This window comes from Bombilactobacillus sp. ESL1202, from assembly GCF_058107125.1.
In genome coordinates, this window is the sequence record NZ_CM176590.1 from 1,509,513 (window position 1) to 1,535,716 (window position 26,204).

Below are 26,204 nucleotides of genomic sequence, written 5' to 3' on the forward strand. Positions count from 1 at the left end.
ATAAAGATTGACAACTTGTATATACAAGTTTAAAATATCTTTTGTAAACGTTTCAGAGGAGGGATTATAATGACGACTAACCAAGAAAATATCTTGGCTCCAGCAAATGGACAAGTTATTGCTTTAAGCAAAACTAGCGATCCCATTTTTAGTCAAGAAACTATGGGTCAAGGCTTTGGCTTAATACCGACAGATGGACAAGTTGTTGCGCCAGTTAGTGGCAAAATAACAATGATTGCTGAAACCAAGCATGCCATTGGTCTTACCACTAAGACGGGTTTAGAAGTTTTAATCCATATGGGGATTGATACCGTCAATTTAAAAGGTAAAGGCTTTCAAACTTTGGTTGCAGTTGGTCAAGAAATTCAAGCAGGAACACCACTGGCTAAAATGGATTTATCCTTGATTAAAGAACATAATTTGGAAACAACGTTAATGGTAGTGATTACTAATTCCAAAACTATCTTGGAAGGTTTAGATATTACTGAAGGTCAGATTAAAGCTGCGCAAGTCGTTGCCACGGCTTATTTAAAAACTGTGGCTGCAGCTACGGACAAAAAATTATCGTACACTGAATTAGCAACTTTCATAATTAAAAATGTTGGCGGCGTAGAAAATATTAACAATGTGATTCATTGTATTACCCGCTTGCGTTTTTATTTAAAAGATGAAGCCAAAGCTAATGATGAAGTTTTAAAAAATCAACGCGGAATTTTAGATGTTTTACACGCTTCTGGTCAATATCAAGTAGTGATTGGTGATGGCGTAGCGAATGCGTTTGATGCCATTTTGCAGCAGTATCCCGAGTTAGAAGACAACGACCAAAAAGTTGAACCAACTGTTAGCAATGAGGGCGGTAATCCTGTTTCGCGGGCAATTGGTAATTTGATCGGTTTTATTACTGGATCCATGAGTCCAGTCATTGGTGTCGTTGCGGCTTCTGGTATTATTAAGGGGATTTTGGCACTGTTAACTTTGCCCCAACTGGGTGCTTTACTGAATACTAAAAGTATGATTTATCTGACAGTAAGTGCCATGGCTGATTCGGCGTTCTTCTTTTTACCAGTGCTAGTGGGATTTAGCGCCGCTAAACGTTTAGGTAGTGATCCCATTATTGCAGCCGTCATTGGCGGCGTACTAGCTTATCCACAATTAATTACTTGGGGAAAAGCTGGTAAAATGATGTTTGAACTCGGGGGATTGAAGTTTGAATTTCTCAATTATACTTATTCAATCTTTCCCATGATTTTAGCTGCTTGGTTAGCCATGAAGTGCGAAAAATGGCTGAAAAAAGTTTTACCGACTTATTTACAAATGATTTTTGTACCGTTAATTACTATTTTAGTAGTAGCCACAATTACTTTAGTAATTACGGGACCAATTATTCAAACGATTGCCAATGGTTTAGCTGTTTTAATTAATTGGTTAGTTTCCGTTTCTGGTTGGTTTGGTGGTTTCATTATTGGTGGATTATATCAAGTCTTAGTGATTTTTGGTTTCCACTGGGGTGTTGTGCCACTCATTACGCAACAAATTGCCAGTACTGGTCAAAGTGCCATCAATGCGATTGTTTGTTCAACGATGATTGCTCAAGGTGCCGCTGTCTTGGCAGTTGCCATTAAATCTAAAAAATCAGATATTAAAGAATTGGGTTTTGCGGCCATGATCAGTGCTTTTTGTGGCGTTACTGAACCGGCAATTTATGGAATTAATTTACGGTATAAGCGAGTATTTATCTCAGGTTGTATTGGTGCCGCTTTTGGTGGTTTAGTTACTGGCTTAATGCACGGAACGATGTATGGTTTTACGGGTGGTTTGATTGGCTTTTCTAGCTTCTTCAATCCTAAAAATCCGGGTGATTTGAATAGCTTTTATGCTTTCTTGTTAGCTAGCGCGGTGACGATTGTGGTGGCCTTTGTCATAACTTGGTTCTGGGGCTATAACGATGAAATGGTCATGGGTCAAAAAATGGCTAAAGCTAAACGTCCAGGTAAGGCTTAAACTCGTCTAACTAAAAACGAACTTGAAATCTTATTTAATTAAGACTTCAAGCTCGTTTTTTATTTTGAATTTTGGCCGCGTATTAATTGTTAATATAATGATGAAGTTCTTGCTTATTTAGTCCAGCACTAACGCCGACTAATAATTTAATCCGCGCTTTTTGCCCGTTTAAACCACGACAAAAAGTAATTCCCATTTTTTCTAAATTAACACCGCCACCTTGATAGTCATAAACAGGTTCAGCAATTCCATTAAAACATCGGGAAACCAAAATAAGGGGAATATGATGATCTAATAGTTTTTGAACTGCGGGTAAAGTTGCAGGTGGTAAATTACCAGCACCTAAAGCCTCGATAACAATGCCGTTAGTCGTTGGTTGATCTAAAACATCAAAGAGTTCATTAGTCATACCAGCATAAGCTTTGATGAGATAAATATGCTCTATAATTTGAGTGATGGGCAAGTGCTGTTGGGGAACAATTTCTTGCACATAACTGACGTGACCGTCTGAAATGATACCGATTGGGCCAAAAGTTGGTGTTCGAAAAGTGGCCACGTTAGTGGTATGCGTTTTGGTAACATAACGGGCGGAGTGAATTTCATCATTCATGACGACCACGACTCCTTGGCCGAATGATGCCTGTGAACTAGCAACTTGAATGGCAGAACGGAAGTTATATAAACCATCACTACCAATTTCGTTAGAGGAACGCATAGCGCCAGTAACTACGACGGGCATTTTTCCTTGTAAGGTTAAATCTAAGAAAAAGGCTGTTTCTTCTAAAGTATCAGTACCATGAGTCACAACTGCACCAAAAAATCCGTCTTGCTCAGCTTGACGTAAACGTTTAGTTAAGATTAACATTTGCTTAGGCGTCATATGTGGTGATGGTAAGTTAAATATTTCCTCGGTAATAATTTGTAATTGGTCCGAACGCGGTAATTCTAAATTAGCTAATGGATTTTGGGCATTGGGTTTAATATTCCCTTGTTCATCTTCAGACATCGAGATTGTGCCACCAGTGTGCAATACTAAAATTTTTTTATTCAAGATCAAAAGCCTCTTTTTGTAATTATTATTTTTAATTTTAACATGTTTACGACTATCTATGTTATGGTTAAAGGGTTAATTAAATCTTGGAGTAGGAAATAAAGCGTTAAGTGCTGATGGAACGGGATGTGAACGTCAGACGAAAAGCGAAAGCTTGCGGTTTTATTTTCGCATTCGCCACGATTTCAGTGGCAGCTCCTTAAGGAGATGCTTAAAATGAATAATTTACAATTGCGTAATCGAACATTTAATTTAACTTGGTTGGCGATGTTAACCGCTTTACAAGTGATTGTAGGGCGATTTCATCTAGGACCGAGTTTTTTAAAAGTAGGCTTTGGCTTTGCAGTAAGTGCTTTAATTGGCTATTATTTTGGTCCTACTAAATCTACTTTATCAGCTTTAATTGCAGACGTTATTGCTAATACTTTATTTCCGCCACAGGGTGGTTTTTTCTGGGGCTTTACTTTATCTGCTTTGGTCACTGGCTGGTTGTACGGAGTGTTTTTATACCAAAAGCAACCAACAACTAAAGTCTTATTAATGGTTACTACGACAGTAACTTTAATTGTTAATTTATTATTGAATACGATTTGGGTCTGCATTTTGGGCCATTTGAATTTTTGGCAAATGCTTTGGCTTAGAGGAATTAAAGAAATTATTTTTATCCCGATCCAAACAATTATTTTAGTTTTATTATTTAAATGGTTAAAACATCATGATTTTACTGTTCATTAAGCGCAAAAATGAAGTATAGTTGATTTAAAGATTAATGCCTGTTTCTTGTCACAGTGTGTGAAATAGCGTTCCAAGAAACAAAAGCTTGCGTCTAACTACGCTTAATCTTTCAAGTTAAAAACCCTAACTTAAAAAATTAAGCTAGGTTATACTCAGCCTTTAAGCGTTTCTTGTCACAGTGTGTGAAATAGCGTTCCAAGAAACAAAAGCTTGCGTCTAACTACGCTTAATCTTTCAAGTTAAAAACCCTAACTTAAAAAATTAAGCTAGGTTATACTCAGCCTTTAAGCGTTTCTTGTCATAGTGTGTGAAATAGCGTTCCAAGAAACAAAAGCTTGCGTCTAACTACGCTTAATCTTTCAAGTTAAAAACCTTAACTTAAAAAATTAAGCTAGGTTATACTCAGCTTTTAAGCGTTTCTTGTCACAGTCTTAATATTAGTGTTAATAGGAGTTATATTTAATGAAAATTTTAGCAATTGATACTTCTAATCAGCCTTTAAGTGTAGCTAGTGCCGAAGATCACGATGTAATTGCACAAGTGAGTGAAACTAATTTGAAATCGCATAGTATTGAGCTATTACCCGCGATTGATCAGGTTGTTCAACAAGCTGGCTGGCAAGCTGAAGATTTAGACCGAATTGTAGTAGCTCAAGGGCCAGGTTCATTTACGGGCTTGCGCATTGCAGTTACAACCGCCAAAATGTTGGCGTGGACTTTAGAAAAAGAATTAGTAGGTGTTTCTAGTTTGGAAGTTTTAGCACGTAATGTGCAAAACTTTGACGGAGTAGTGGTTTCTGTTATGGACGCCCGTAATCTGAATGTTTTTGCTGGGATTTATCAGATGCAACAAAATCAATTGCGGCCATTAGTTCAAGAAAGTCATATTGCACTTGAAAAATTAATTCAAAATCTCCAAGTTTTAGAACAGCCGATAATCATTAGTGGCCAGTTGTCCTCCGAAATGCAAACTTTGATTCAAGAACAACTACCACAAGCTCAAATTAGAAATGATGGAATGCCGTTAGCTCAGTCATTGGTCGATTTAGGATACCGCCGGCAACCAGTTCAGGATTTAGATGGTTTTTTGCCTAATTATTTACGCAAAACACAAGCTGAATTAGTGTGGATGAAAGACCATCCGCAATTAGCTGTGCAAAAGCAAAATTATGTTCAAGATGTTTAAGATGATGGTTTAGAGCAAATTTATCATTGTCCAAAAGATATTTGACTGAAATGAAGGAGTTAAAAATGAGTCAAGATGTTTTAATTTTAGCTTTTGAAAGTAGTTGTGATGAAACCAGTGTAGCAGTTATCAAAAATGGTCATGATATTTTAGCTAACGTAATTGCCACACAAATTAAAAGTCATCAACGTTTTGGTGGGGTAGTACCTGAAGTCGCCAGTCGCCATCATGTGGAACAAATTATTCACTGTACTGATTTAGCTTTAAAACAAGCAAGGGTTAATTATCAGGACTTATCTGCAGTGGCTGTGACTTATGGGCCAGGTTTAGTTGGTTCTTTATTAGTTGGGTTGATGGCGGCAAAAACGATTAGTTGGGCCCATCAACTTCCCTTAATTGGCGTTAATCATTTGGCGGGACATATTTATGCTGCTAATTTGGTTAGCAAAATTAAATATCCAGCCTTGGCATTAGTGGTTTCTGGCGGTCATACGGAGTTGGTCTATTTACAAGCACCAGGAGATTTTAAAATCTTGGGTGATACGCGTGACGATGCCGTTGGAGAAGCCTATGATAAAGTTGGACGGATGTTAGGTGTAAACTATCCAGCCGGAAAAACGTTAGATCAATGGGCTCATGAAGGCCAGGAGACTTATCAATTTCCTCGAGCCATGTTAACAGAAGATAATTTGGATTTTAGTTTCAGTGGAATTAAAAGTGCAGTCATTAATACGATTCATCATGCTGAACAAGTGCATGAAACTATTAATAAAAAAGATATTGCTGCCAGTTTTCAAGCCGATGTTTTAGAAATTTTGGTAACGAAAACGCAGCATGCTCTGAAACAATATCCTACCAAGCAATTAATTGTGGCGGGAGGAGTTGCCGCCAATAATGGTCTACGAGAAAAATTACAGGCAGAAATTAGTTCACAAATTGAATTAATTTTTCCTCCACTACGCTTATGTGGCGACAATGCCGCGATGATTGGCGCTTTTGCTGATGTAAAATACCGACAAAAAGATTTTAGTCCGTTAACTTTGAATGCTGATCCGAGTTTAGACTTTGATTATGTTGGTGAATAAGTATTGAATTATTAAATAAAAATCCAATTATCTGCAATAATTGATTAATGTGTGGTTGTTTTCCAAACATTAATTAATGTTGAGAGTTAATTGGATTTTTTGGTTTAACTAATTAATCAGAATGTTATTAATAGTTATTGATTAAAAACTTTTCTAATGTTAAACTAATTAAAATTTAATTTAAGAAGGTCGTTTAAGATGCTTGATCGCAACGAACAAATTCTTCATTTGGAAAATAATGTAGTGGCTTCAGCCTCCAGAATTAAATATTTTAATTTAGTTATCAAAAAAGCTTATGGCGCTATCTTAATTGATGAAAATGAACGCCAATATTTGGATTTATTATCAAGTGCTTCAGCTACCAATGTGGGCCATTGTCATCCTCATGTTGTTCAAGCGCTTATGGAACAAGCTCAAAACTTGATTGAATACACACCGGCTTATTTTGCTAATTCGACAACAGCTCAGTTAGCAAGTCGCTTAGTCAAGTTAGCACCCATGACAGGTGCAGTGGAAGTTGCTTGGGGCAATTCCGGTTCGGACGCTAATGATGCAATTATTAAATTTGCCCGAGCTTATACGAAAAGAACATATATTGTTTGTTTTACTGGCGCTTATCATGGATCAACTTATGGTTCAATGAGTTTGTCGGGGGTTAGTTTAAATATGACGCGGAAGATGGGACCTTTATTGCCCAATATTATTCGCGTACCTTATCCTGATTTGCATCAAAGATTAGCCCAAGAAAGTGCAGCTAGTTTTGTTCAGCGGATGTTTGCAGCTTTTAAATTACCATTTGAAACCTATTTACCGGCTGAAGAAGTGGCAGCTATTTTAATTGAACCGATTCAAGGTGACGGTGGGATTATTAAAGCTCCCCAACGCTATTTGGAGTTGGTGGCTGAATTTGCCCAGCAAAATGGGATCTTATTAGCTGTTGATGAAGTTAATCAAGGAATGGGGAGAACTGGCAAGTGGTGGTCAATTGAAAATTTTGGCATTGAACCTGACTTAATGTCAGTTGGAAAGTCATTGGCTTCAGGCTTGCCTTTGAGTGCCGTTTTAGGTAGGAAAGCTATCATGGAATCCTTGTCAGCACCAGCTAATGTTTATACAACTGCCGGTAATCCAGTAGCTGCGGCAGCGGCTAATGCGACTTTAGATGTCATTGAAAATGAACAATTACTACAACGTTCAATTCAGTTAGGGCAATTAGCGGCCGAATTTTTTCAGCAAGAGCAAGAAAAATATGATTTTATTGGTGATATACGCATGTACGGTTTAAACGGCGGAATTGATATCATTAACCCGCAGTCTCAGCAACCGGATGCTTTATTAGCCACCAAATTAATTACAAGAATTTTTGATCTAGGAGCCATAATGATTAGTTTAAAAGGAAGTATTTTGCGCTTTCAGCCACCGTTAGTTATTACTGAAAAACAATTGCAACGTGCCTTCATATTAATTGATCAAGCTTTTCAAGATTTGCAACTGCAACAAATTCCGACTCCAAAAACTGATTATCATGTTGGTTGGTAACCAATTGTTGGGCGAAAATTAAGTGGTCTTTAATCTAACAAGGCTTCCCACTGGTTTTCCACCTGTTCTTTTTTTGTTGTGAGCTCAGTTAATTGGGCTTGTAGATCCTGTAGTTTGGAATAACTAGTCAAATTTTCTGGTGCTAACATAGCCTGATTAATTTGGCTAATTTTTTCATCTAAAGTATCAATTTCTTCTTCCAGAGCGGTCATTTCCCGCTCTTTTTTACGTTGTGCCCGTTGTTGTGCTTTGGCTTGTTGATAATTTTGTTGACCCTGATTAGTAGTTTTTGAATTTTCATCAAGACTATTCTGTTGTTCATGAAGAGCTTGGTTTTCGGCTTTTTTAGCAAGATAATAATCATAATTACCGAGATAAATTTGACTGGTTTGGGGTTGTAATTCTAGTAATTTAGTAGAAACTTCATTTAATAAATAACGATCGTGTGAAACGAAAAGGACGCTACCAGCAAATTCTTTGAGCGCCTCTTCCAGAATTTCCTTGCTTTGGATGTCTAAATGGTTAGTTGGTTCGTCCATAATTAATAAGTTATTATGTTCTAGTGACAATTTACATAGAGTTAGACGCGCTTTTTCGCCTCCAGATAAATCTTGAACCGTACTAAAAACACTATCGGCTTGGAATAAAAAGGAGCCCAAAACAGTACGAACATCTTTTTCATCCATTGTAGGATTAGCGTCCCAAATTTCATGCAACACGTCTTTTTTTGAGTTGAGTTGATTTAAAGTCTGGTCATAATAACCGATTTGCACGTTAGTACCCCAATCAATCTCGCCGCTCAAGGGTTTCAATTGGTTAATTAAAGTTTTGATTAAGGTTGATTTGCCGACGCCGTTAGGGCCAATAATTCCTAAGCGTTCACCTTTGTTTAAAGTAAAAGAAATTTTTTGTTCTAACTGTTTATCTGGATAACCAGTTTGTAAATCGGTAACTTGCAACACGTCATTGCCACTGGCTTTATTAATAGTAAATTGAAAATGAACGTTGCTGGTAGAACCTTGCGGTTTTTGCAAACGTACTAATTTTTCTAATTGTTTGCGGCGACTTTGAGCACGTTTGGTGGTGGAAGCTCGAACAATATTTTTTTGAATGAAATCTTCAGTTTTTTTAATTTCTTCTTGTTGTTTATTGTAAGCTTTCCAAGCTAAGTCTAAATTATCAGCCCGTTGTCTTAAGTAACGGGAATAATTACCGTTGTAGTGATTAAGCGTCCCATTTTCCAAAGCGTAGATTTCTTTAACAGTCTGATCCAAAAAATATTGGTCATGCGATACGATTAATAAAGCGCCACGATAACTTTGTAAGTACTTTTCCAGCCAGTTTAAAGTATCAATATCTAAGTGATTGGTGGGTTCGTCTAGGATTAGTAAGTCATGTTGCTCTAATAACATTTTGGCAAAGGCTAAGCGCGATTGTTCACCGCCTGATAAGTGGAGAGCTGGTTCATCGAAACGTTCAGCACTAAAGCCAAAGCCAGTCAAGACAGAACGAATTTCGGAGCGAAAACCATAGCCGTTTTCATCTTTAAATTTGATCTGTAATTGATCATAACGCTGTAGCAACTTCTGATAACCTGGGGTATTGGCCTGGTCACTTTGATCAGCAATTTGTTGTTCTAAATGACGTAATTGCTGTTCATCTTGTTTAACACTTTCGAAAATTCGTTCCATTTCTTCATAAATAGTATTACCTGATTGAAAAGTGGGATTCTGAGCCAAATAGCCCATACTTAGCTGATTTTGATAAATTACTTTCCCGGCGTCTGGCGCTTTTTCTTGATTGATGATTTTTAATAAAGTTGATTTACCGGCACCGTTAGGTCCGACTAAACCCACACGTGCTTGATCAGCAATTTGAAAATTTAAATGATTAAATAAAACATCGCTCCCAAAACGACGTTCAATATCTTGTCCTTGTACAATTAGCAAAGTAAACTCCTAGAAATTAAACTATAATATTTTACGTGAAATTTTTTCTATTCAATTGTGCTTTAAAAAATGAAATATTGATCAGGCAATTTTTAATTTAAATTGAACTTAATCAGTTTTTCACTTCTTCTCGCGACTTAACACTTACTATTTTAACACGCCTTTGAGGAAAAACTAGCCAGTTAAGGTTAGCAAACCATGAGTACACTTAGCACAAGTGTACTTTTTTGAAGTTAATTTTTGAATTCGATTACATTATCATAAAAATTGTAAAAGTTAAGGAGTGATCCGTTTGGCGCCAAAGAATTCACCAAAAACTATTACAAGTACAATTATTCAATTGATTTTGTCACGCTCTGTAGTTCACTACCAGGATTTAATGGATTACACAGGATTATCCAGAAAGACGATTGCCAAATATTTAACACAAGTGGAACAAATGGTTCCCCAATATGGTGTTGAATTAGTGCGTAAAAAAGGCTATGGCATTTATTTTTCTGGCTCTACGAAAGACTTACTAAATCTTTTTCCAACCACGATCAAGCAGCATAGTACGATGGATCGACAGGTTAATTTAGTTTTGTATTTAATTAATCAGGAGCAGCCCATTTTACTGGATGACTTGGCAGAACATTTTTATGTTAGTCGTAGCACTGTGGAACGTGATTTAGTGCGCTTAAAGCAAACTTATCATTTGCGGTTTGTAACGTCTAACAAGGGCATTATTTTGAACAATTCGGAAGATGAAATTCGACATTTTATGACGCAATTAATTCAATTGTACTGGGGTGAAGAGATTAGTCAAAATCAAAATACTGGTCAATTAACACGAACCTTTCAAGTGCCACCGTCGCTAGAACAATTCGTTAATAAGGATATTCTTAATCGAACGCAAAAAATCTTGACGCAATTTTTAAAATATTTGCCGGCCAGAATTAATGAGTATCAATACGAATCGTTATTAATTCATTTAGCGTTAGCAATTCAAAAGATGCCAAAACCTCCTCTTAAGAATATTTGCTGGCAACAGGATATTAAATTACCACCAGTTGCCCAGAATACTAACCGACTAGTGGCACTAGTTGAACAAGAATTTTCTTATCAATTATCACCGGCTGAAATTAGTAATTTAAATTTGCATATTGTGGCCATCGAAGATGGCTATGTTGATGGTCAACGAACGGCTAGTACAACTAATGATTTAATTGATTGGTTGAAACAAATATTAGTTAGCTATGACAAAGTCTTGATCCAAAATTTGAGTTTACATCTAAAACCAGCGTTAGTGCGCATTCAAAACGGGATTAAGATTGAAAATCCTTACTGTAACCAAATTAAAGCTAATTTTCCACAAGCATTTGATCAAGCCTTAGATTTGGCAGAAGCGATTGACCAGAAATATCAATTAAAGTTTCCTGAAGATGAAGTAGCTTATTTATGTTTACACTTTGAATCTTATATGGAACGCCGCAAGAAATCATTACAAGAAGTTAGTGTTGTCATTGTCTGTAGTACCGGTTATGGAACAGCTGAATTAATTCGACAAAAAGTTCAAGATAAGTTGCCCCAATTAAAAGTGATTGCTACCTTGTCGATTGCCGAATTGTTGCGCCAGCCAATTACGGCTGATTTAATTTTGACGACAATTCCTCTGAAAATGCAAACGGAGCAGGTGATTGTTCAAGTGAGTCCGTTACTCAATGAACAAGAAATTAAATTACTGAAAAAATTAAGTCAAAAAATTTGGCAAGAAAAATATCTGCAAGCAACGTTTATGGATTTAATTTCGCGGCAGACAATCATCATTGATGCTCCAGTTACTAATGCCAAACAAGCTATTGAAACCTTAACACAAGCGTTAGTTGTTAACCATAATGTTACATCAAAAATGTTTGCTTCAGCTTTAAAGCGTGAGCAATTGGCTTCCACGGCTTTAGGTATTTATGCTATTCCGCACGGTGACGCTAAACAAGTTTTAAAACCCGTCATTGGAGTTTTGACTTCCAAAAAAGGAATTACCTGGGGAACAGAAACTGTCTATGCAGTATTTTTCATGGCTTTTAATGAGTCAATTAAAGATAAGTTAGATGATGTTTATGACTATTTTTATGAATTAACTAAAAATGATCAGCAATTATTGCGTTTGAAAGCGGCACAAACTGTTGATGAAGTGCTGAATTGTTTGAAACACCCAACAAAAATTGAGGAGAAGAAATAAGTATGAATAGTATTTTGACTAAGAAACAAATTTTTCTAAATCAGCAGTTAAACTCTCAAACTGAAGTTTTTAGTTTTATTGCTAAACAAGCCGTTGCTTTAGGAATTGGGACTGATGAGCAGGCAATTTATCAATCATTAGTAATGCGTGAACAACAAGCTTCAACGGGGTTGCAGGATGGAATTGCGATTCCCCATACGCTTTCTTCTAGTATTAAGCAATCAGCAATTTTATTTGTGCGAACAAAAAGTCCTCTAACGAGTTGGCAAACAATTGATGAGACTCCGGTTCAACAGGTAATTGTGATGTTGGCTCCCCAAGATGGTGCCAAGGAACATTTACAACTTTTGGCTGATTTAGCAACCTCTTTGATTGAAGATGAACAGCGGCAAGCTTTAATTGATAGTCAAAGTGTTGATGAAGTTTATCAAGTTTTGAGTAATGACTAAGCAATTCGAATAATCATTAATATAGAAAAGAGATAATAATAATGGATTTTGTAGCGATTACTTCCTGTCCAGCAGGTTTGGCACATACGCCAATGGCTGCGAAGGCTTTAGAAAAAGCAGCACAGGAGATGAATTTAACAGCGAAAGTGGAACAACAAGGCGCTATGGGTTTAAAAAATGAAATTACCCCACAAGAAGCGCAAAGTGCACAGTTTTTATTAATTGGTTCGGATCAAAAAATCGAAAAGATGGAACGCTTTCACGGAATTCCGACAGTCCGTGTGGATATTAACATGTGTATTAAAAAACCTAAAGCGGTGATTACCAAAGTTACTAAAGCAGTTGCACAAAGAAATCAAAATAAGTAGTGAAGGGAGGATTAAACCATGAAAAAATTATTAGCACAATGGAAGGGTTACTTGATGTCAGGTATCTCTTACATGTTACCAGTAGTGATCGGGGGCTCATTAGTTGTTGCTGTTCCTAAATTAATTGGTTTAGCATTTGGCATTACTAGTTTTGACCATTATAAAGCTGGTTTTTGGTTTTACATGGGTCAAATTGAAGCAGTTGGTTGGATTGGTGTTGGTCTAGTTAACTTGGTCTTAGCGGGGTATATTGCCTATGCTATCGGTGATAAACCAGCTTTAGCCGCTGGGTTTATTGGGGGTTCATTAGCCTCAAGTTCTAATATGGGTTTCTTAGGTGCCTTGGTCGCTGGTTTTGCGGCCGGCTATGTTGCTAAATGGTGCCACGATAAAATTCACGTTAGCGATAAATATGAATCCATCATGCCATTAGTTGTAGTGCCGTTATTGTCGACAATGGTGGTTGCTTTATTGATGGGCGTCTTGTTGAAACAACCGTTAGCCTGGATTAATTCGTCATTAGTTGCTTGGATTAAAGCCATGAGTAATAGTGGTATGAGTGCTGTTGCTTTAGCTGCTATTATGGGGGCCATGATTGGTTCAGATTTAGGTGGTCCCATTAATAAAGCCGCTTGGATGGCTGGTAATGTTTTATTAGCCGAAAAAGTTTATACACCAGCCATGATTGTCAATATTGCCATTGCGGGTATTCCTTTAGGCTATGCTTTTGCCACACTGTTTTACAAAAAACGTTTCTCAGCTGAATTATTAGATGCTGGGCGTAGTGATTGGTTTATGGGCTTTATTGGCATTACTGAAGGTGCCATTCCGTTTACCTTAGTGAGTCCCTTAAAATTAATTCCAATTAATATGTTAGCTGGAGCAGTTGGACCGGCGTTAGCGATCTTTTTAGGTGCGCAAGCTAAAATTCCGCCTGTTGGTGGGATCTATGGTGCTGTAACGGTTACTAATTGGTGGGCTTATTTGATTGGTTTATTTGCTTGTGCTTTAATTATTGGACTTTTAGCACCTTTAGCAGTGAACTTCAACCAAACTGGTTCCGATGAAGGCGAAACAACAACTGATGATGTTGAAGATGATGATATTGATCTTAACTTTGAATAATAAGGGAGTAAATGTTAATTATGGTAAAAGTGCATTTTGTTAATCATACGCACTGGGATCGTGAATGGTATTTTACAACGGAGGATGCACAGGTTTTAAGTGATCAATTGTTCAGTGAAGTTTTAACCGAATTAGAACAACATCCCGAAGCAAATTTTACTTTAGATGGTCAAACTTCAATTGTTGATGAATATTTAACTTTACATCCCGATGATCAAAAACGGATCCAGGCTTTAGTCGCGCGTAAGCAATTATTTATTGGCCCTTGGTATACGCAAACTGATGCACTAATTCCGGACAGTGAATCCATTATTCGTAATTTAGTAATTGGAATTAATGATAGTCGGCAGAAATTTGGACAAGCAATGATGATTGGTTATTTGCCTGATACCTTTGGTTTTAATGCCCAATTACCGATGTTATTGAATCAAGTTGGAATTCACGATTTTATTTGTTGGCGGGGCACTAATTTTAAGCGTCAAACCAAGTCAGTTTATTTTAAGTGGCAAGCTTTAGGTAATAATCAAGTTTTTGCGGCTAATTTTCCTTTAGGTTATTATACTGGTCAAATTGACTTGAATTCGAAACAACATTTGGCGGAATTTGTAAAACAACGCTTAGATCCAGGAATTGATTTTGAAGCTAGTCATGGGGATAATCAGGCGGTTTTAATTCCATCCGGAATTGATCAAATGAATATCGTTAAAAATATTTCCCAGGTAATTAAACAATTAAATCAATATAGTAAACACCAAATTTTTATTAGTAGCTATCCTAATTTTATGCAACAATTACGCTCCCCCAAAAAATTACCGACTTATCAAGGTGAATTACGTTATCCCACTTATTCAAGGGTTCATCGCACCATTGGTTCCGTCCGTTCGCAAATTAAACGTGATAATTTTAGTTTAGAGCAACAAATTTTACGCCGAGTCGAACCGTTAATGGTTTTGGCCAAAAATTGTGGAATTTCAGTTTCCAATGGTTTAGTTTTGAAACTTTGGCACAAATTGTTAAAGTGTCAGCCACATGATACTTTAGGTGGCAGTATTACTGACAATGTAGCCGTTGATGTTCAGCATCGCTTTAAAGAAGGCTTTGAGATTGCTGCCGGTATTGAAAATTATCTTAAAAAGCGCTTAGCGCAACGCCTGCAATTAAAGCCTAATCAATTGCTAATGTTTAATACTTCACCTCGACCATTTACTGGTTACCAAGAAGTGGAATTTTTAGCAAAAACTAAGCAAGTAAAATTTGCTGAAGAATACCAAGCCGTTTTGGTTAAAGAAAAATATGTGCCTAAGCGCGAACATATTATGCAACAAACGCAAAATGGGTTTGAATTTAAAGATGAGCCGGGATATTATCAATTAACGGTTCGTTTAAAAATGCAATATGCTGGTCTTGGCTATCAGGTGGTCTCGTATACCGAAGATGCCAAGCAAGATTTGCCTACTTGGCAAGAAAGCTCGCGCCCACAAATTCACAATCAAACTTGGACGGTTGATTATACAGGAAACAAGTTTACCGCCAAGGCATTAGGCCATGAGTATCCAGATTTAGTAACAATTTTAGATTCGGGTAATGATGGTGATACCTATGATTATTCGCCAGTGGCTGATGAAACAGAAGTTCAATTACCGTTAGTTGGCCATTGTCAAGTTAAAACAGTTGGTGATCTGCAACAATTAATTTTAACGGGAACCTGGAATTTACCAGCAGATCTAACCCAACGAAATGTTCAAAATCCTAAATTAAAGCCGGTTAAGTTTGAGCTAACATTGTCTTTGGCTGCTAATTCAGCAGTTTTAACGGGTCAATTAAAAGTTGATAACCAAATTTTGGATCATCGTTTACGTTTACAAATTAAAACGGGCATTCATAGTGAAGAACTACAGGCCCAAATTCAAGGTGGTTTTCGGACAACGAAGAATTTACCAATTGCCAAAAATTGGCAGCAGGAATTTGTTGAAAAACCGGTTAACATTTACAACTTTGATAAAGTAGTCGGTATGTATGAACCAAATCATGGATTGTTTTTGTTAAGTGGTGGCATGAAAGAATATGAACTATTAGATCAAGCTTTTGCAGTAACTTTAATGGCAACCACAGGTCAATTAGGTAAACCCAATCTACTATGGCGCCCGGGCCGCGCTTCGGGGGATACAACTAGTGTTGGTCATCAAATGACACCAACACCATTGGCCGAAGAATTAGGTGAAAATACGTTTAATTTTGGTTTTTTACCTGTAGGTGAGTTGGATGAAAATCAATTAGCCATTGCAGCTGAAAATTGGTTAGCCCCCAATGTTAGCTATCAATTACAAAAATTGAACTTATTTGTTAATCGTTTAGATAATAAATTGTGGGATATTGAATTTGCAGAAACCTTGCCGCAATTACCATTGACAAAAACAGCTTTGACTTTAGATTTACCAGTAGCTGTGACAGCCCTTTATCCAGCTTATACTATTAAGCAAGCACTAGTGGTGCGATTGAGTAATCAATCAGGCCACAAGCAAAACTTAACTGAATTATTAAACCAAGGGTTTCAACCGGTTAATGCTTTAGAAGAAATTCAACCAATTGAAGACCAAAAATTAGAATTACAGCCGTATGATATACAGACTTTAATTAAAACCATTGAAATCTAAAAAGCTAGCTGTGATAAGGTTGGACTATCAATTTTAAATAGCCTTAAAAAGTTTGTGATTTTATTTACTTGACATTGTGATATCAAAAGGTGGATACTTGCTATAACCACTACTTTTATTCACAAGGGGATATACTTACTATGACAAGATATAGAATACCAAATGCGACAATTAAGAGATTGCCACTATATCATCGCTATTTTCAATTTTTAAATGATTCTAATACTAAAAAAATTTCTTCAACAGAACTTGCCAAAGCCGTTCAAGTCGACAGTGCTACGATTCGGCGGGATTTCTCGTATTTTGGCTCGTTAGGCAAACGCGGCTACGGTTACGAAATTGAACCCATGTTGGAATTTTTTAAAAAATTGTTAAATCAAAGTCAGACGACCAAGGTGGCTTTAGTTGGCGTCGGGAATTTAGGCAGTGCACTGTTAAAATATAATTTTTCCCAGACCAATAATATTCAAATCGCGGCTGCTTTTGATAAAGATCCGGAATTAATTGATCAAGTAGTTAATGGTGTACAGGTTTACAATGTTGATTCTTTGGCACAACAATTGGCTAAGGAACAAATTGATGTGGTCATTCTAACAGTTCCTGTAGCTAGTGCTCAAAAAGTTACTGGTGAATTGGTAGCTGCCAATGTTAAAGGGATTTTGAATTTCACACCGTTACGGTTAGCTACACCCAAAACAGTGCGGGTTCATAATGTGGACTTAGCTAATGAATTACAGACTTTGATTTATTTTTTAGATAATTACAGTTAAAGTCAAAAGTTAATAACACTTGCAACCGTGTTGATAAACTAAAATTGGCATAATCATGTTAAATGAGGCTGGGACAATAACGTTAATGAAGATAGGCTGTTGCGAATTAACGGACTATTAATTCATTAATTTGTTTCAAAAGTCAACAGTTGAGGGCTAGTATTCTGAGATCTTGTAAGTCTTGAGATTTCAGATCGCTAGTAGTCAACGGTTAAGCGACTTTTGTCCCGGCCTTTTTTAATTATTGCAAAAATTGATTATTAATTAGGAGGATAATAATGGAACCGTTATTTTTAGAACCAGCTTTTCAAAAAAAAATCTGGGGTGGTCGGCGTTTACAAGATGAATTTGGTTATCAAATTCCTGATGGCAAAATTGGTGAATGCTGGGCGATTTCGGCTCATCCCCATGGACTTTCCCGAGTGCTAAATGGATCTTTAGCACAGCAAGATTTAGCCACAGTGTGGCAAACTCAGCCTGAACTATTTGGTAATTCTAAAAGTCCAGTTTTTCCGTTATTAACTAAAATTTTGGATGCGGAAGATAGTTTATCTGTTCAAGTTCATCCTGATAATGATTATGCTCAAAAACATGAAGGTGAATTGGGCAAAACCGAATGTTGGTACATTATTAATGCTCAGCCTGATTCTTATTTGATTTATGGTCATAATGCTCGAACAAAACAAGAATTAGCCACAATGTTGCAGACTGGTGACTGGGAACATTTATTGAAAAAGTTACCAGTTAAAACCGGTGATTTTATTTACGTTCCTAGTGGTTCGGTTCACGCCTTAAATAAGGGGATTGTAGCTTTAGAAACACAACAAAGTAGTGATACGACTTATCGGTTATATGATTATGATCGAATTGATCAAGCGACCGGTCAGAAAAGACAATTACATTTAAAACAAGCCCAAGATACGATTACAGTACCATTTGTGGCACCTAAACTGAATACTCAAGTGCAACATTTTGGTAATAGTACACTGACCACTTATGTCAAACCACCAGTTTCACCATATTTTGCAGTTTGGGGGTTAGATATTCAAAGTGATCCATTGACTTTAAAACATCAACTAGGGGCTTATACTTTATATTCGGTAATCAAAGGTCACGGACAATTAGTCATTGCTGATCAAAAATATCAATTAAATTTAGGCGATCATTTTATTGTCCCGGCAACATTTAAATCTTGGCAAATTGAAGGACAGCAACTAGCTTTAATTGCTTCTGAAGCAATTGATAACTAATTGATATAATTATCGCTTACTGAATTGTGCTACAATCTAAAATTGTAATAAATTTATTTTGAAAGAGGATTTGCTGTGCACAATCTAAATATCAAGCGGTTTATTTATCGTTTATTGCAATTGTTACTAGTTTGTTTATTAGCTTATATTTTTTATTTTGCATTTCAATTAGCTTTAACTGGAGAATTAACTCATGGTTATCACGAAATGTTTTGGGAAATTAAAAATAATCCCGTAGTTACCAGAATTAATTGGTTTATTTTGGTAGTAATTATGACGTTAATAATTGCCCTGTTGGGGGATTATTGGTGGGGATTGGCGGTTAGTATAGCCTTATTAAGTATTGGCCTTTATGTTGACTTTAATAAGATTGTTTCCCGCTCAGAACCGCTGTTGCCTAATGATTTGCGAATGGCTAATCAAGCTGGCGGTTTAATCAAGATGGTTAGCTGGCAATCACTATGTTTATTAATAGTAAGTATTGTGTTGTTATTCTTAATTGCTTATTTAATTCATCGTCAGACTAAAAAGTTACGCTTTAAAAATCATCATTGGGTTTGGTTTTTTAGAGGATTGACATTAGTTGTGGGGGTTGTTGTATTAGTGATTTTTGCTCAAGCTGGTAATACCCGTTCGCTAGCTTCGAAACAATTAGCTAAATATAACATCACGAATGTTGATCGTTCCCAATTAGCAAACTACCGTAATCGTGGTACTTTAATTGGCTTTGTTTTTAATTTGCAATCAACGCCGATGATTAAGCCGGCTAATTATAATCAAGCAACGATGAAAAAAATTGCCCAACGTTACCAACATGGATTAGCTCAGGCTAATCAAGGCAAAAAGGTAGGTAAGGTTAATATTATTTATATTTTAAATGAATCATTAACTAATCCTTTACGAACTAAAAAGCAATATCCAATCGTTGGCAATAAAAATCCGATGCCTTATATTTCGCAAATTCTTACTCAGCCAACTGCTAAGCAAGCTGGCGGTTATATGGTTTCACCCGGTTTTGGTGGCGGGACGGCTAATATTGAATTTGAAGCTAATACTGGTTTTTCAAACTATTTTTTGAATAATACGCCATATCAGGATATTTTACCGAATAAAAAATATTTCCCGAGTGTGATGCATTATTTAAATACGGCTGGTTATCATTCCCAAGCTTATCATCCGTACGCAGGCACCATGTATCGACGCAATCAAGCTTATCCGGCGATTGGTATTCACAAATTTCAAGATCAATCTAAGTTACAAGGACTGAAAAAGTCGCCACATGGCCTATATGATACAGATGCTTCAGCGTATCCGAATTTTTATGCACAACAACAAAAATCGGATCGACAATTCAGTTTGATGTTAACGATGCAAAATCACATGCCGTATCAAACACAGTCTGGTGCCCAGAGTAATTATCAATTGAAGCATCAAGTAGGCGGAGACGCTGACAAAACTAAGAAATTAGAAGCTTACTTGCAAGAAGTACATGATTCTGATCAAGCTTTTAAAAACTTAGTAGCGCACTATCAGCATGCTAAGCAAAAAACGTTAATTGTGATGTATGGTGATCATTATCCTGGTGATGGTATTTATGATGATCTGTTTAATCAAAATACGTTATATTCGCATGCTACACCCTTTGTGATGGTCGCTAATTTTCCCTTAGAAACTCATCATTATGACTATTTTTCACCAAATTATATGTCCTTACATTTATTACAGCAATTAGATTATCCCCAAACGCCATTTTATCAATTATTAACACAACTGTATCAGGAAGTTCCAGTGTTGACTAAACCTTTACAAATTTCTGGTTCGGGTCAACAAAATACTACCAAGGTCACTACTGATACGTATGCTTTAACTGCTAAGAATGTGCATGGACCTAAAAATGCTAAATGGGATCAATCGCAAGTCTTTAAAGATTATCGGTTGTTAGAATATGATATGACCTATGGCAAAGCTTATGCTAAGAAGTATGGAATGTTTCAAGTAACGCGATAACAAAATAAATTTGGAAAAGTCTGTTAAAAAGTTGTTTTCAGTAATTAGTCTGATTTTCTCCGGGATAACTTTTTCAGGCTTTTTTCTTTGCAACCAGTTGATATTATTCGTGAGCCGAATAATATCAATACGGTAATAGTTATGCTAATGTAAAAACGTAAGTTTTTGACGGGATTTTGATGATAAATACTTGCATCTTCAAAAGAACATGTTATTATAGAAATTGTATTAGCACTATATGAAGATGAGTGCTAAGAGTGCTAAAAATGTTTATATTTGGAGGGATTACTTTGTTAAAGCCATTAGGTGACCGGATTCTAGTACAAGTTGATGAAGAAAAAGAACAAACAGTTGGTGGAATTGTTCTAGCCAATAATGCAAAAGAAAAGCCACAAGTTGGTGAAGTTATTGCAGTTGGTGCCGGTGAACGTACCCCAGACGGTCAAACAATTGAACTTAGCGTTAAAAAAGGCGATCGTGTTCTTTTTGATAAATATGCTGGTTCAGAAGTTAAGTATGAAGGCCAAAAATATCTCGTAATGCATGAAAAAGATGTCATGGCAATTGTTGACTAATTTTAAATAAATAGATTTTTGAAAAAGTACGATTAAATAATAATTGAGGTGGCTGAAAAATGACAAAAGAAATTGAATTTTCAGAAGACGCTCGGGCAAAAATGCTCAACGGTGTTAATAAATTAGCTGATACAGTTAAAACAACAATCGGCCCTAAGGGTCGCAACGTTGTTTTGGAACAATCTTATGGTTCACCTAACATTACTAATGATGGTGTAACCATTGCTAAAGATATTGAATTAGAAGATCATTTTGAAAATATGGGTGCCAAATTAGTTTCCGAAGTTGCTTCTAAAACTAATGATATTGCCGGTGATGGTACGACAACTGCGACGGTGTTAGCCCAAGCAATTATTCAAGAAGGTATGAAGAACGTAACTGCTGGTGCTAATCCAGTTGGCATTCGAACCGGAATTGAAAAAGCAACGGCTACTGCTGTTGATGAATTACGGAAAATTTCCCACGAAGTTAGTGGTCGCGACCAAATTGCGCAAGTTGCTGCTGTTTCTTCTGCTAATAGTAAAGTCGGTGAATTAATCGCTGATGCCATGGAAAAAGTTGGTCATGATGGTGTTATTACAATTGAAGAGTCAAAAGGAATTGAAACAACTTCTGACGTCGTTGAAGGTATGCAATTTGACCGGGGTTACTTATCACAATATATGGTAACTGATAATGACAAGATGGAAGCTGATTTAGATAATCCTTACATCTTAATTACTGATAAGAAGATTTCTAATATCCAAGATATTTTGCCATTGTTACAATCAATTGTGCAACAAGGTAAATCTTTGTTGATTATTGCTGATGATGTTGATGGTGAAGCTTTACCAACTTTAGTTTTGAATAAAGTTCGTGGTACTTTCAATGTCGTTGCTGTTAAGGCTCCTGGCTTTGGTGATCGTCGCAAAGAACAATTAGAAGATATTGCCATTTTAACTGGCGGTACTGTGATTACTGAAGACTTAGGTTTAGAATTAAAAGACACCACAATTGATCAATTAGGTCAAGCTGGTCGTGTAACTGTTACCAAAGATAATACAACTATTGTTCAAGGCTCTGGTTCTAAAGCTGCGATTGATGAACGTGTTGACTTAATCAAGAAGCAAATTGGTGAAACAACTTCTGATTTTGATCGAGAAAAATTACAAGAACGTTTGGCTAAATTAGCTGGTGGCGTTGGTGTGATTAAAGTCGGTGCCGCTACCGAAACTGAATTAAAAGAACGTAAGTATCGCATTGAAGATGCTTTGAACGCTACCCGTGCTGCTGTTGAAGAAGGCTACGTCGCTGGTGGTGGTACGGCTTTGATGGATGTTATTCCGGCCGTTGCCAAGTTAGCTGAAAATGAAACTGGTGATGTAAAAACTGGAATTAACATTGTTAAGCGGGCTTTAGAAGCACCGGTTCGTCAAATTGCGGAAAATGCTGGTAAAGAAGGCTCCGTGATTGTTGAACATATGAAGTCCCAAGGTACAGAAATTGGTTATAATGCCGATACTGATAAATGGGAAAATATGATTGAAGTCGGAATTATTGACCCAACTAAAGTAACACGTTCTGCTCTACAAAATGCAGCTAGTGTTTCAGCTTTGATTTTAACAACTGAAGCCGTTGTTGCTGATAAACCAGAACCTGCTACTCCAGCACCAGCTGATCCAAATGCTGGTATGGGCGGTATGATGTAATTTTAGTTAATTTAATAGCAAGAAAGCATTTCGAAAGAAATGCTTTTTTGCTATTTTGCGATAAAGTAGTACTGCTTTAGTTTAGCTTTTAATGGTATGATAAAATTTAAGTAAAAATATAAATAAAATTAAGGGAAGTATTATGCGAATTATTTTTGTGGGTGACGTCATGGGCAATTTAGGTGTGCAGGCTTTAGAACAATATTTGCCACAAATCAAAGCCCGTTTTCGTCCGCAAGTGACAATTGTTAATGGTGAAAATGCAGCTAACGGTCGTGGCATTAAAGATCAACAATTTAAAGCGATTCTTAAAGCGGGAGCAGATGTGATTACGTTAGGAAATCATGCCTTTGATCAGCGAGAGGTTAATGAGTTATTGACTAATAATGATAACTTAATTCGCCCAGCTAATTATCCTGGTGCAGAAGTGCCAGGACGTGGTATGACAATTAAGCAAATTAATCAAGAGCAATTAGCGATTATTAATTTACAAGGCCGGGCTTTAATGAATGCCATTGATGATCCTTTTCAAGTAGTTGATCATCTGTTGAAGCAAGTTCCGAGCAAGGCACGTGTTTTTATTGATTTCCATGCAGAGACAACCAGTGAAAAAGCAGCGTTAGCTTACTACGTTGATGGGCGTGTCGATGCGGTGGTGGGCACACATACACATGTGCAAACCAATGATGCCCGAACATTACCTCAGGGAACCGCCTTTTTAAGTGATGTTGGGATGACTGGTGATTATGATGGGATTATTGGTGTACAAGCTAATAGCAGCTTAAGACGTTTTTTGACGCAAAGACCAACACGCTATGAATTAAGTGATCATGGGCGACCACAAATTAATTATTGCGTTATTGATTTGGCCTCCAAAAATCATATTCAGGTCGGGCAAATTAATCCCGATCGTCCTTTTGATAACTAACATTAACTAAGGAGTTATAAATGCCACAAAAAACTAAAGATACACCAATGATGCAGCAATATTTGGCTATTAAAAAAGATTATCCAGATGCTTTTTTATTTTATCGAATTGGTGATTTTTATGAGATGTTTTACGATGATGCAATTAAAGGGGCACAAATTTTAGAATTAACTTTAACAGCCCGAAATAAAAATGCTGCGGATCCGATTCCGATGTGTGGCGTTCCCCACCATGCTGCTCAAAGTTATATTGATGTTTTGGTGGATAAGGGCTATAAAGTGGCCATTTGTGAGCAGTTGGAAGATCCCAAGGAAGCTCAAGGCATGGTTAAACGAGGGATCATCAAGTTAGTTACACCCGGAACTAGTTTGGAAGATAAACCTAATCAAAGTCGTGAGAATAATTATTTGGCAGCAATTATTTATCAAGAAGATCAATTTGGTTTTGCTTATACCGATTTATCCACAGGTGAGGTGCGGGTTACAACTTTTACTGATTGGTTACAGGTACAAAACGAGTTACTAAATTTACGCTGTAAAGAAGTGGTTGTTTCTGATTCCTTGACCGAAGAACAACAACAGAAATTAACTAAAATTGGGTTATTAGTTTCTTTAGAACAACCCCAGCAGTCTTATGCGGAAGTGGCTTTTGTCATTCAACCAGTGCAACAGAAATTACAACAACAAGCGATTACTTACTTAATTTCTTATTTAATTGAAACGCAAAAACGTTCATTAGCTCATTTACAAGTTGCGCAAGTTTATCAAACTAGTAAATATTTACAAATGGATCATAATGTTCAAAGTAATTTGGAATTATTTCGTTCTTTAAGAACTGGTGAAAAGTCTGGGACTTTGGCTTGGTTATTAGATGCGACTAAAACGGCTATGGGTAGTCGTTTGTTAAAACAATGGTTACAAAGACCGTTGTTGGAACGAAAAGCTTTAACTAAACGCCAAGATATTGTTCAAATTCTGTTAGATAACTTTTTTCAGCGCGGAAATCTGCAAGACTACTTAACCAAGGTTTATGATTTGGAACGGCTGGCTGGTCGCGTTGCTTTCGGCAATGTCAATGGTCGCGATTTAATTCAATTGGCGACTTCTTTGCGTCAAGTACCGCTAATTAAACAAACATTATTAGATTTACATGAACCGTTAATTGATGATTTGTTGGCTAAAATGCCTGCTTGTCAAGCTGTGGTGGACTTAATTGATCAAGCTATTGTTGATGATCCACCAATTTCAGTAACTGAAGGCAACTTAATTCGTGATCATTATAATGAGCAGTTGGATCAGTACCGCAATGCAATGAAAAATGGTAAAGCTTGGATTGCTCAGATGCAAGCTGATGAACAGCAGGCGACGGGCATTAAAAACCTAAAAATTGGTTTTAATCGGGTTTTTGGTTATTATATTGAAGTTACTAATTCTAATAAGGAGCAAGTGCCGACTGACCGTTATCAACGTAAGCAAACCCTGACTAATTCCGAACGCTATATTACCCCGGAATTAAAAGATAAAGAACATTTGATTTTGGAAGCTGAGGAAAAGTCAACGCTTTTAGAACATCAATTGTTTAAAGAAATTCGGCAACAGGTTAAAGACCAAATTGCCCAGATTCAAACATTAGCTCGGATTTTGGCGCACTTAGATGTTTTACAAAGTTTTGCGGTTATTAGTGAAAATCAACATTATATTCGGCCGCAGTTTACTACAGATCATCAAATTAAAATCGTGAATGGTCGTCATCCCGTTGTTGAAAAAGTTTTGGGTAAAAAAAGTTATATTCCTAATGATGTTCAAATGTCCGAACAAACTGACGTTTTATTAATTACCGGGCCCAATATGTCGGGAAAAAGTACTTATATGCGTCAAACTGCGTTGATTGTGATTATGGCACAAATTGGCTGTTTTGTACCAGCAGATGAAGCCCAGTTGCCCATTTTTGATCAAATTTTTACCCGAATTGGTGCCGCTGATGACTTAATTGCTGGTAATTCAACCTTTATGGTCGAAATGATGGAAGCAAACGATGCTTTGCAGCATGCGACGCAAAATTCGTTAATCATCTTTGATGAAATTGGTCGGGGAACGGCGACTTATGATGGCATGGCTTTAGCGCAAGCGATTATTGAGTATTTGGACCAAACAGTCCACGCAAAGACGCTTTTTTCCACGCATTATCATGAATTAACGCAACTAGCTGATAAGTTAACTACGGTTGAAAATGTTCACGTTGATGCGACGCAAGAACATGGTAAATTAGTCTTTTTACACAAAGTTTTAGCAGGTCCCGCGGACAAATCCTACGGGATCCATGTAGCTAAGTTGGCGGGTTTACCAACAACTTTATTGAAACGAGCCCAAGTTATTTTAAATGATTTGGAACAACAACCAGCTCAAACAGCTGTTCCTAAAAAAGAAGTGGCCCCCAAAAAGCCACCAATTAATCAAGTTCAAGAAGCGCCTTCAGAACAACAATTATCTTTATTTGCACCACCACATGAACAAAATCAAGCCGTGATTGAAAAAATTAAACACGCCAATGTTTTAAATATGACACCCTTAGAGGCAATGAAATTTTTGTATGAATTGCAGTCTAAATTACATTAAAGATATTTGGAG

19 protein-coding genes and 1 riboswitch are annotated in these 26,204 nt (G+C 36.7%); of the genes, 17 read left to right on the plus strand and 2 right to left on the minus strand.

Annotated elements, in window-relative coordinates; all coding sequences use genetic code 11:
• Positions 1–69 precede the first annotated feature (69 nt).
• Complete coding sequence (locus AC3B7A_RS06715; protein ID WP_489755355.1) at positions 70–2,001, plus strand: PTS sugar transporter subunit IIABC; 1,932 nt, start codon at positions 70–72, stop codon at positions 1,999–2,001.
• A gap of 82 nt (positions 2,002–2,083) precedes the next feature.
• Here the strand turns inward: AC3B7A_RS06715 and AC3B7A_RS06720 are convergent, their stop codons facing one another.
• Positions 2,084–3,058, minus strand: a complete 975-nt coding sequence (locus tag AC3B7A_RS06720; protein WP_489755356.1) for an asparaginase — start codon at positions 3,056–3,058, stop codon at positions 2,084–2,086.
• A 79-nt stretch (positions 3,059–3,137) separates the two neighbouring features.
• A riboswitch (THF riboswitch) is annotated at positions 3,138–3,234 on the plus strand.
• A gap of 34 nt (positions 3,235–3,268) precedes the next feature.
• Between AC3B7A_RS06720 and AC3B7A_RS06725 the strand changes: the two genes are divergently transcribed.
• From AC3B7A_RS06725 to AC3B7A_RS06740, 4 genes are all read left to right on the plus strand, one after another.
• Positions 3,269–3,787 carry a folate family ECF transporter S component gene (locus AC3B7A_RS06725; RefSeq protein WP_489755357.1) on the plus strand — a complete coding sequence of 173 codons (519 nt, stop codon included), beginning with the start codon at positions 3,269–3,271 and terminating at the stop codon, positions 3,785–3,787.
• 462 nt (positions 3,788–4,249) lie between these two features.
• Entirely contained in the window at positions 4,250–4,972 is a 723-nt protein-coding gene (gene tsaB / locus AC3B7A_RS06730) for a tRNA (adenosine(37)-N6)-threonylcarbamoyltransferase complex dimerization subunit type 1 TsaB (protein WP_489755358.1), read from the plus strand.
• 65 nt (positions 4,973–5,037) lie between these two features.
• Positions 5,038–6,057, plus strand: coding sequence for a tRNA (adenosine(37)-N6)-threonylcarbamoyltransferase complex transferase subunit TsaD (gene tsaD / locus AC3B7A_RS06735; protein WP_489755359.1), 1,020 nt, complete (start codon positions 5,038–5,040; stop codon positions 6,055–6,057).
• 198 nt (positions 6,058–6,255) lie between these two features.
• Positions 6,256–7,596 carry an aspartate aminotransferase family protein gene (locus tag AC3B7A_RS06740; RefSeq protein WP_489755360.1) on the plus strand — a complete coding sequence of 447 codons (1,341 nt, stop codon included), beginning with the start codon at positions 6,256–6,258 and terminating at the stop codon, positions 7,594–7,596.
• Positions 7,597–7,625: 29 nt separating this feature from the next.
• On the opposite strand, the gene AC3B7A_RS06745 is transcribed toward AC3B7A_RS06740, so the two are convergent.
• A complete protein-coding gene (locus tag AC3B7A_RS06745; protein ID WP_489755361.1) occupies positions 7,626–9,545 on the minus strand; it encodes an ABC-F family ATP-binding cassette domain-containing protein in 1,920 nt (639 codons plus the stop codon).
• A 283-nt stretch (positions 9,546–9,828) separates the two neighbouring features.
• On the opposite strand from AC3B7A_RS06745, the gene AC3B7A_RS06750 reads away from it, so the two are divergent.
• The 12 genes from AC3B7A_RS06750 (at position 9,829) to mutS (ending at position 26,192) form a co-directional block, all read left to right on the plus strand.
• The gene (locus AC3B7A_RS06750) at positions 9,829–11,763 is read left to right on the plus strand and encodes a BglG family transcription antiterminator (protein ID WP_489755362.1); all 1,935 of its coding nucleotides are present in this window, start codon (positions 9,829–9,831) and stop codon (positions 11,761–11,763) included.
• Between the two features lie 2 nt (positions 11,764–11,765).
• Positions 11,766–12,212, plus strand: coding sequence for a PTS sugar transporter subunit IIA (locus AC3B7A_RS06755; protein ID WP_489755363.1), 447 nt, complete (start codon positions 11,766–11,768; stop codon positions 12,210–12,212).
• Positions 12,213–12,253: 41 nt separating this feature from the next.
• Positions 12,254–12,580, plus strand: a complete 327-nt coding sequence (locus AC3B7A_RS06760; protein WP_489755364.1) for a PTS fructose transporter subunit IIB — start codon at positions 12,254–12,256, stop codon at positions 12,578–12,580.
• 18 nt (positions 12,581–12,598) lie between these two features.
• A complete protein-coding gene (locus AC3B7A_RS06765) occupies positions 12,599–13,705 on the plus strand; it encodes a PTS fructose transporter subunit IIC (RefSeq protein WP_489755365.1) in 1,107 nt (368 codons plus the stop codon).
• 20 nt (positions 13,706–13,725) lie between these two features.
• The gene (locus AC3B7A_RS06770) at positions 13,726–16,359 is read left to right on the plus strand and encodes an alpha-mannosidase (protein ID WP_489755366.1); all 2,634 of its coding nucleotides are present in this window, start codon (positions 13,726–13,728) and stop codon (positions 16,357–16,359) included.
• Between the two features lie 140 nt (positions 16,360–16,499).
• Positions 16,500–17,129, plus strand: a complete 630-nt coding sequence (locus AC3B7A_RS06775; protein WP_489755367.1) for a redox-sensing transcriptional repressor Rex — start codon at positions 16,500–16,502, stop codon at positions 17,127–17,129.
• Between the two features lie 275 nt (positions 17,130–17,404).
• Positions 17,405–18,379: a mannose-6-phosphate isomerase, class I gene (gene manA / locus AC3B7A_RS06780; protein ID WP_489756562.1), complete on the plus strand. Its 975-nt coding sequence runs from the start codon at positions 17,405–17,407 to the stop codon at positions 18,377–18,379.
• A 75-nt stretch (positions 18,380–18,454) separates the two neighbouring features.
• Positions 18,455–20,386, plus strand: coding sequence for an LTA synthase family protein (locus AC3B7A_RS06785; protein ID WP_489755368.1), 1,932 nt, complete (start codon positions 18,455–18,457; stop codon positions 20,384–20,386).
• A gap of 290 nt (positions 20,387–20,676) precedes the next feature.
• The gene (gene groES, locus AC3B7A_RS06790; protein WP_489756563.1) at positions 20,677–20,961 is read left to right on the plus strand and encodes a co-chaperone GroES; all 285 of its coding nucleotides are present in this window, start codon (positions 20,677–20,679) and stop codon (positions 20,959–20,961) included.
• A gap of 59 nt (positions 20,962–21,020) precedes the next feature.
• A complete protein-coding gene (gene groL / locus AC3B7A_RS06795; RefSeq protein ID WP_489755369.1) occupies positions 21,021–22,649 on the plus strand; it encodes a chaperonin GroEL in 1,629 nt (542 codons plus the stop codon).
• 142 nt (positions 22,650–22,791) lie between these two features.
• Entirely contained in the window at positions 22,792–23,577 is a 786-nt protein-coding gene (locus tag AC3B7A_RS06800; protein ID WP_489755370.1) for a TIGR00282 family metallophosphoesterase, read from the plus strand.
• Positions 23,578–23,597: 20 nt separating this feature from the next.
• Entirely contained in the window at positions 23,598–26,192 is a 2,595-nt protein-coding gene (mutS, locus tag AC3B7A_RS06805; RefSeq protein ID WP_489755371.1) for a DNA mismatch repair protein MutS, read from the plus strand.
• The last annotated feature ends 12 nt before the right edge of the window (positions 26,193–26,204 follow it).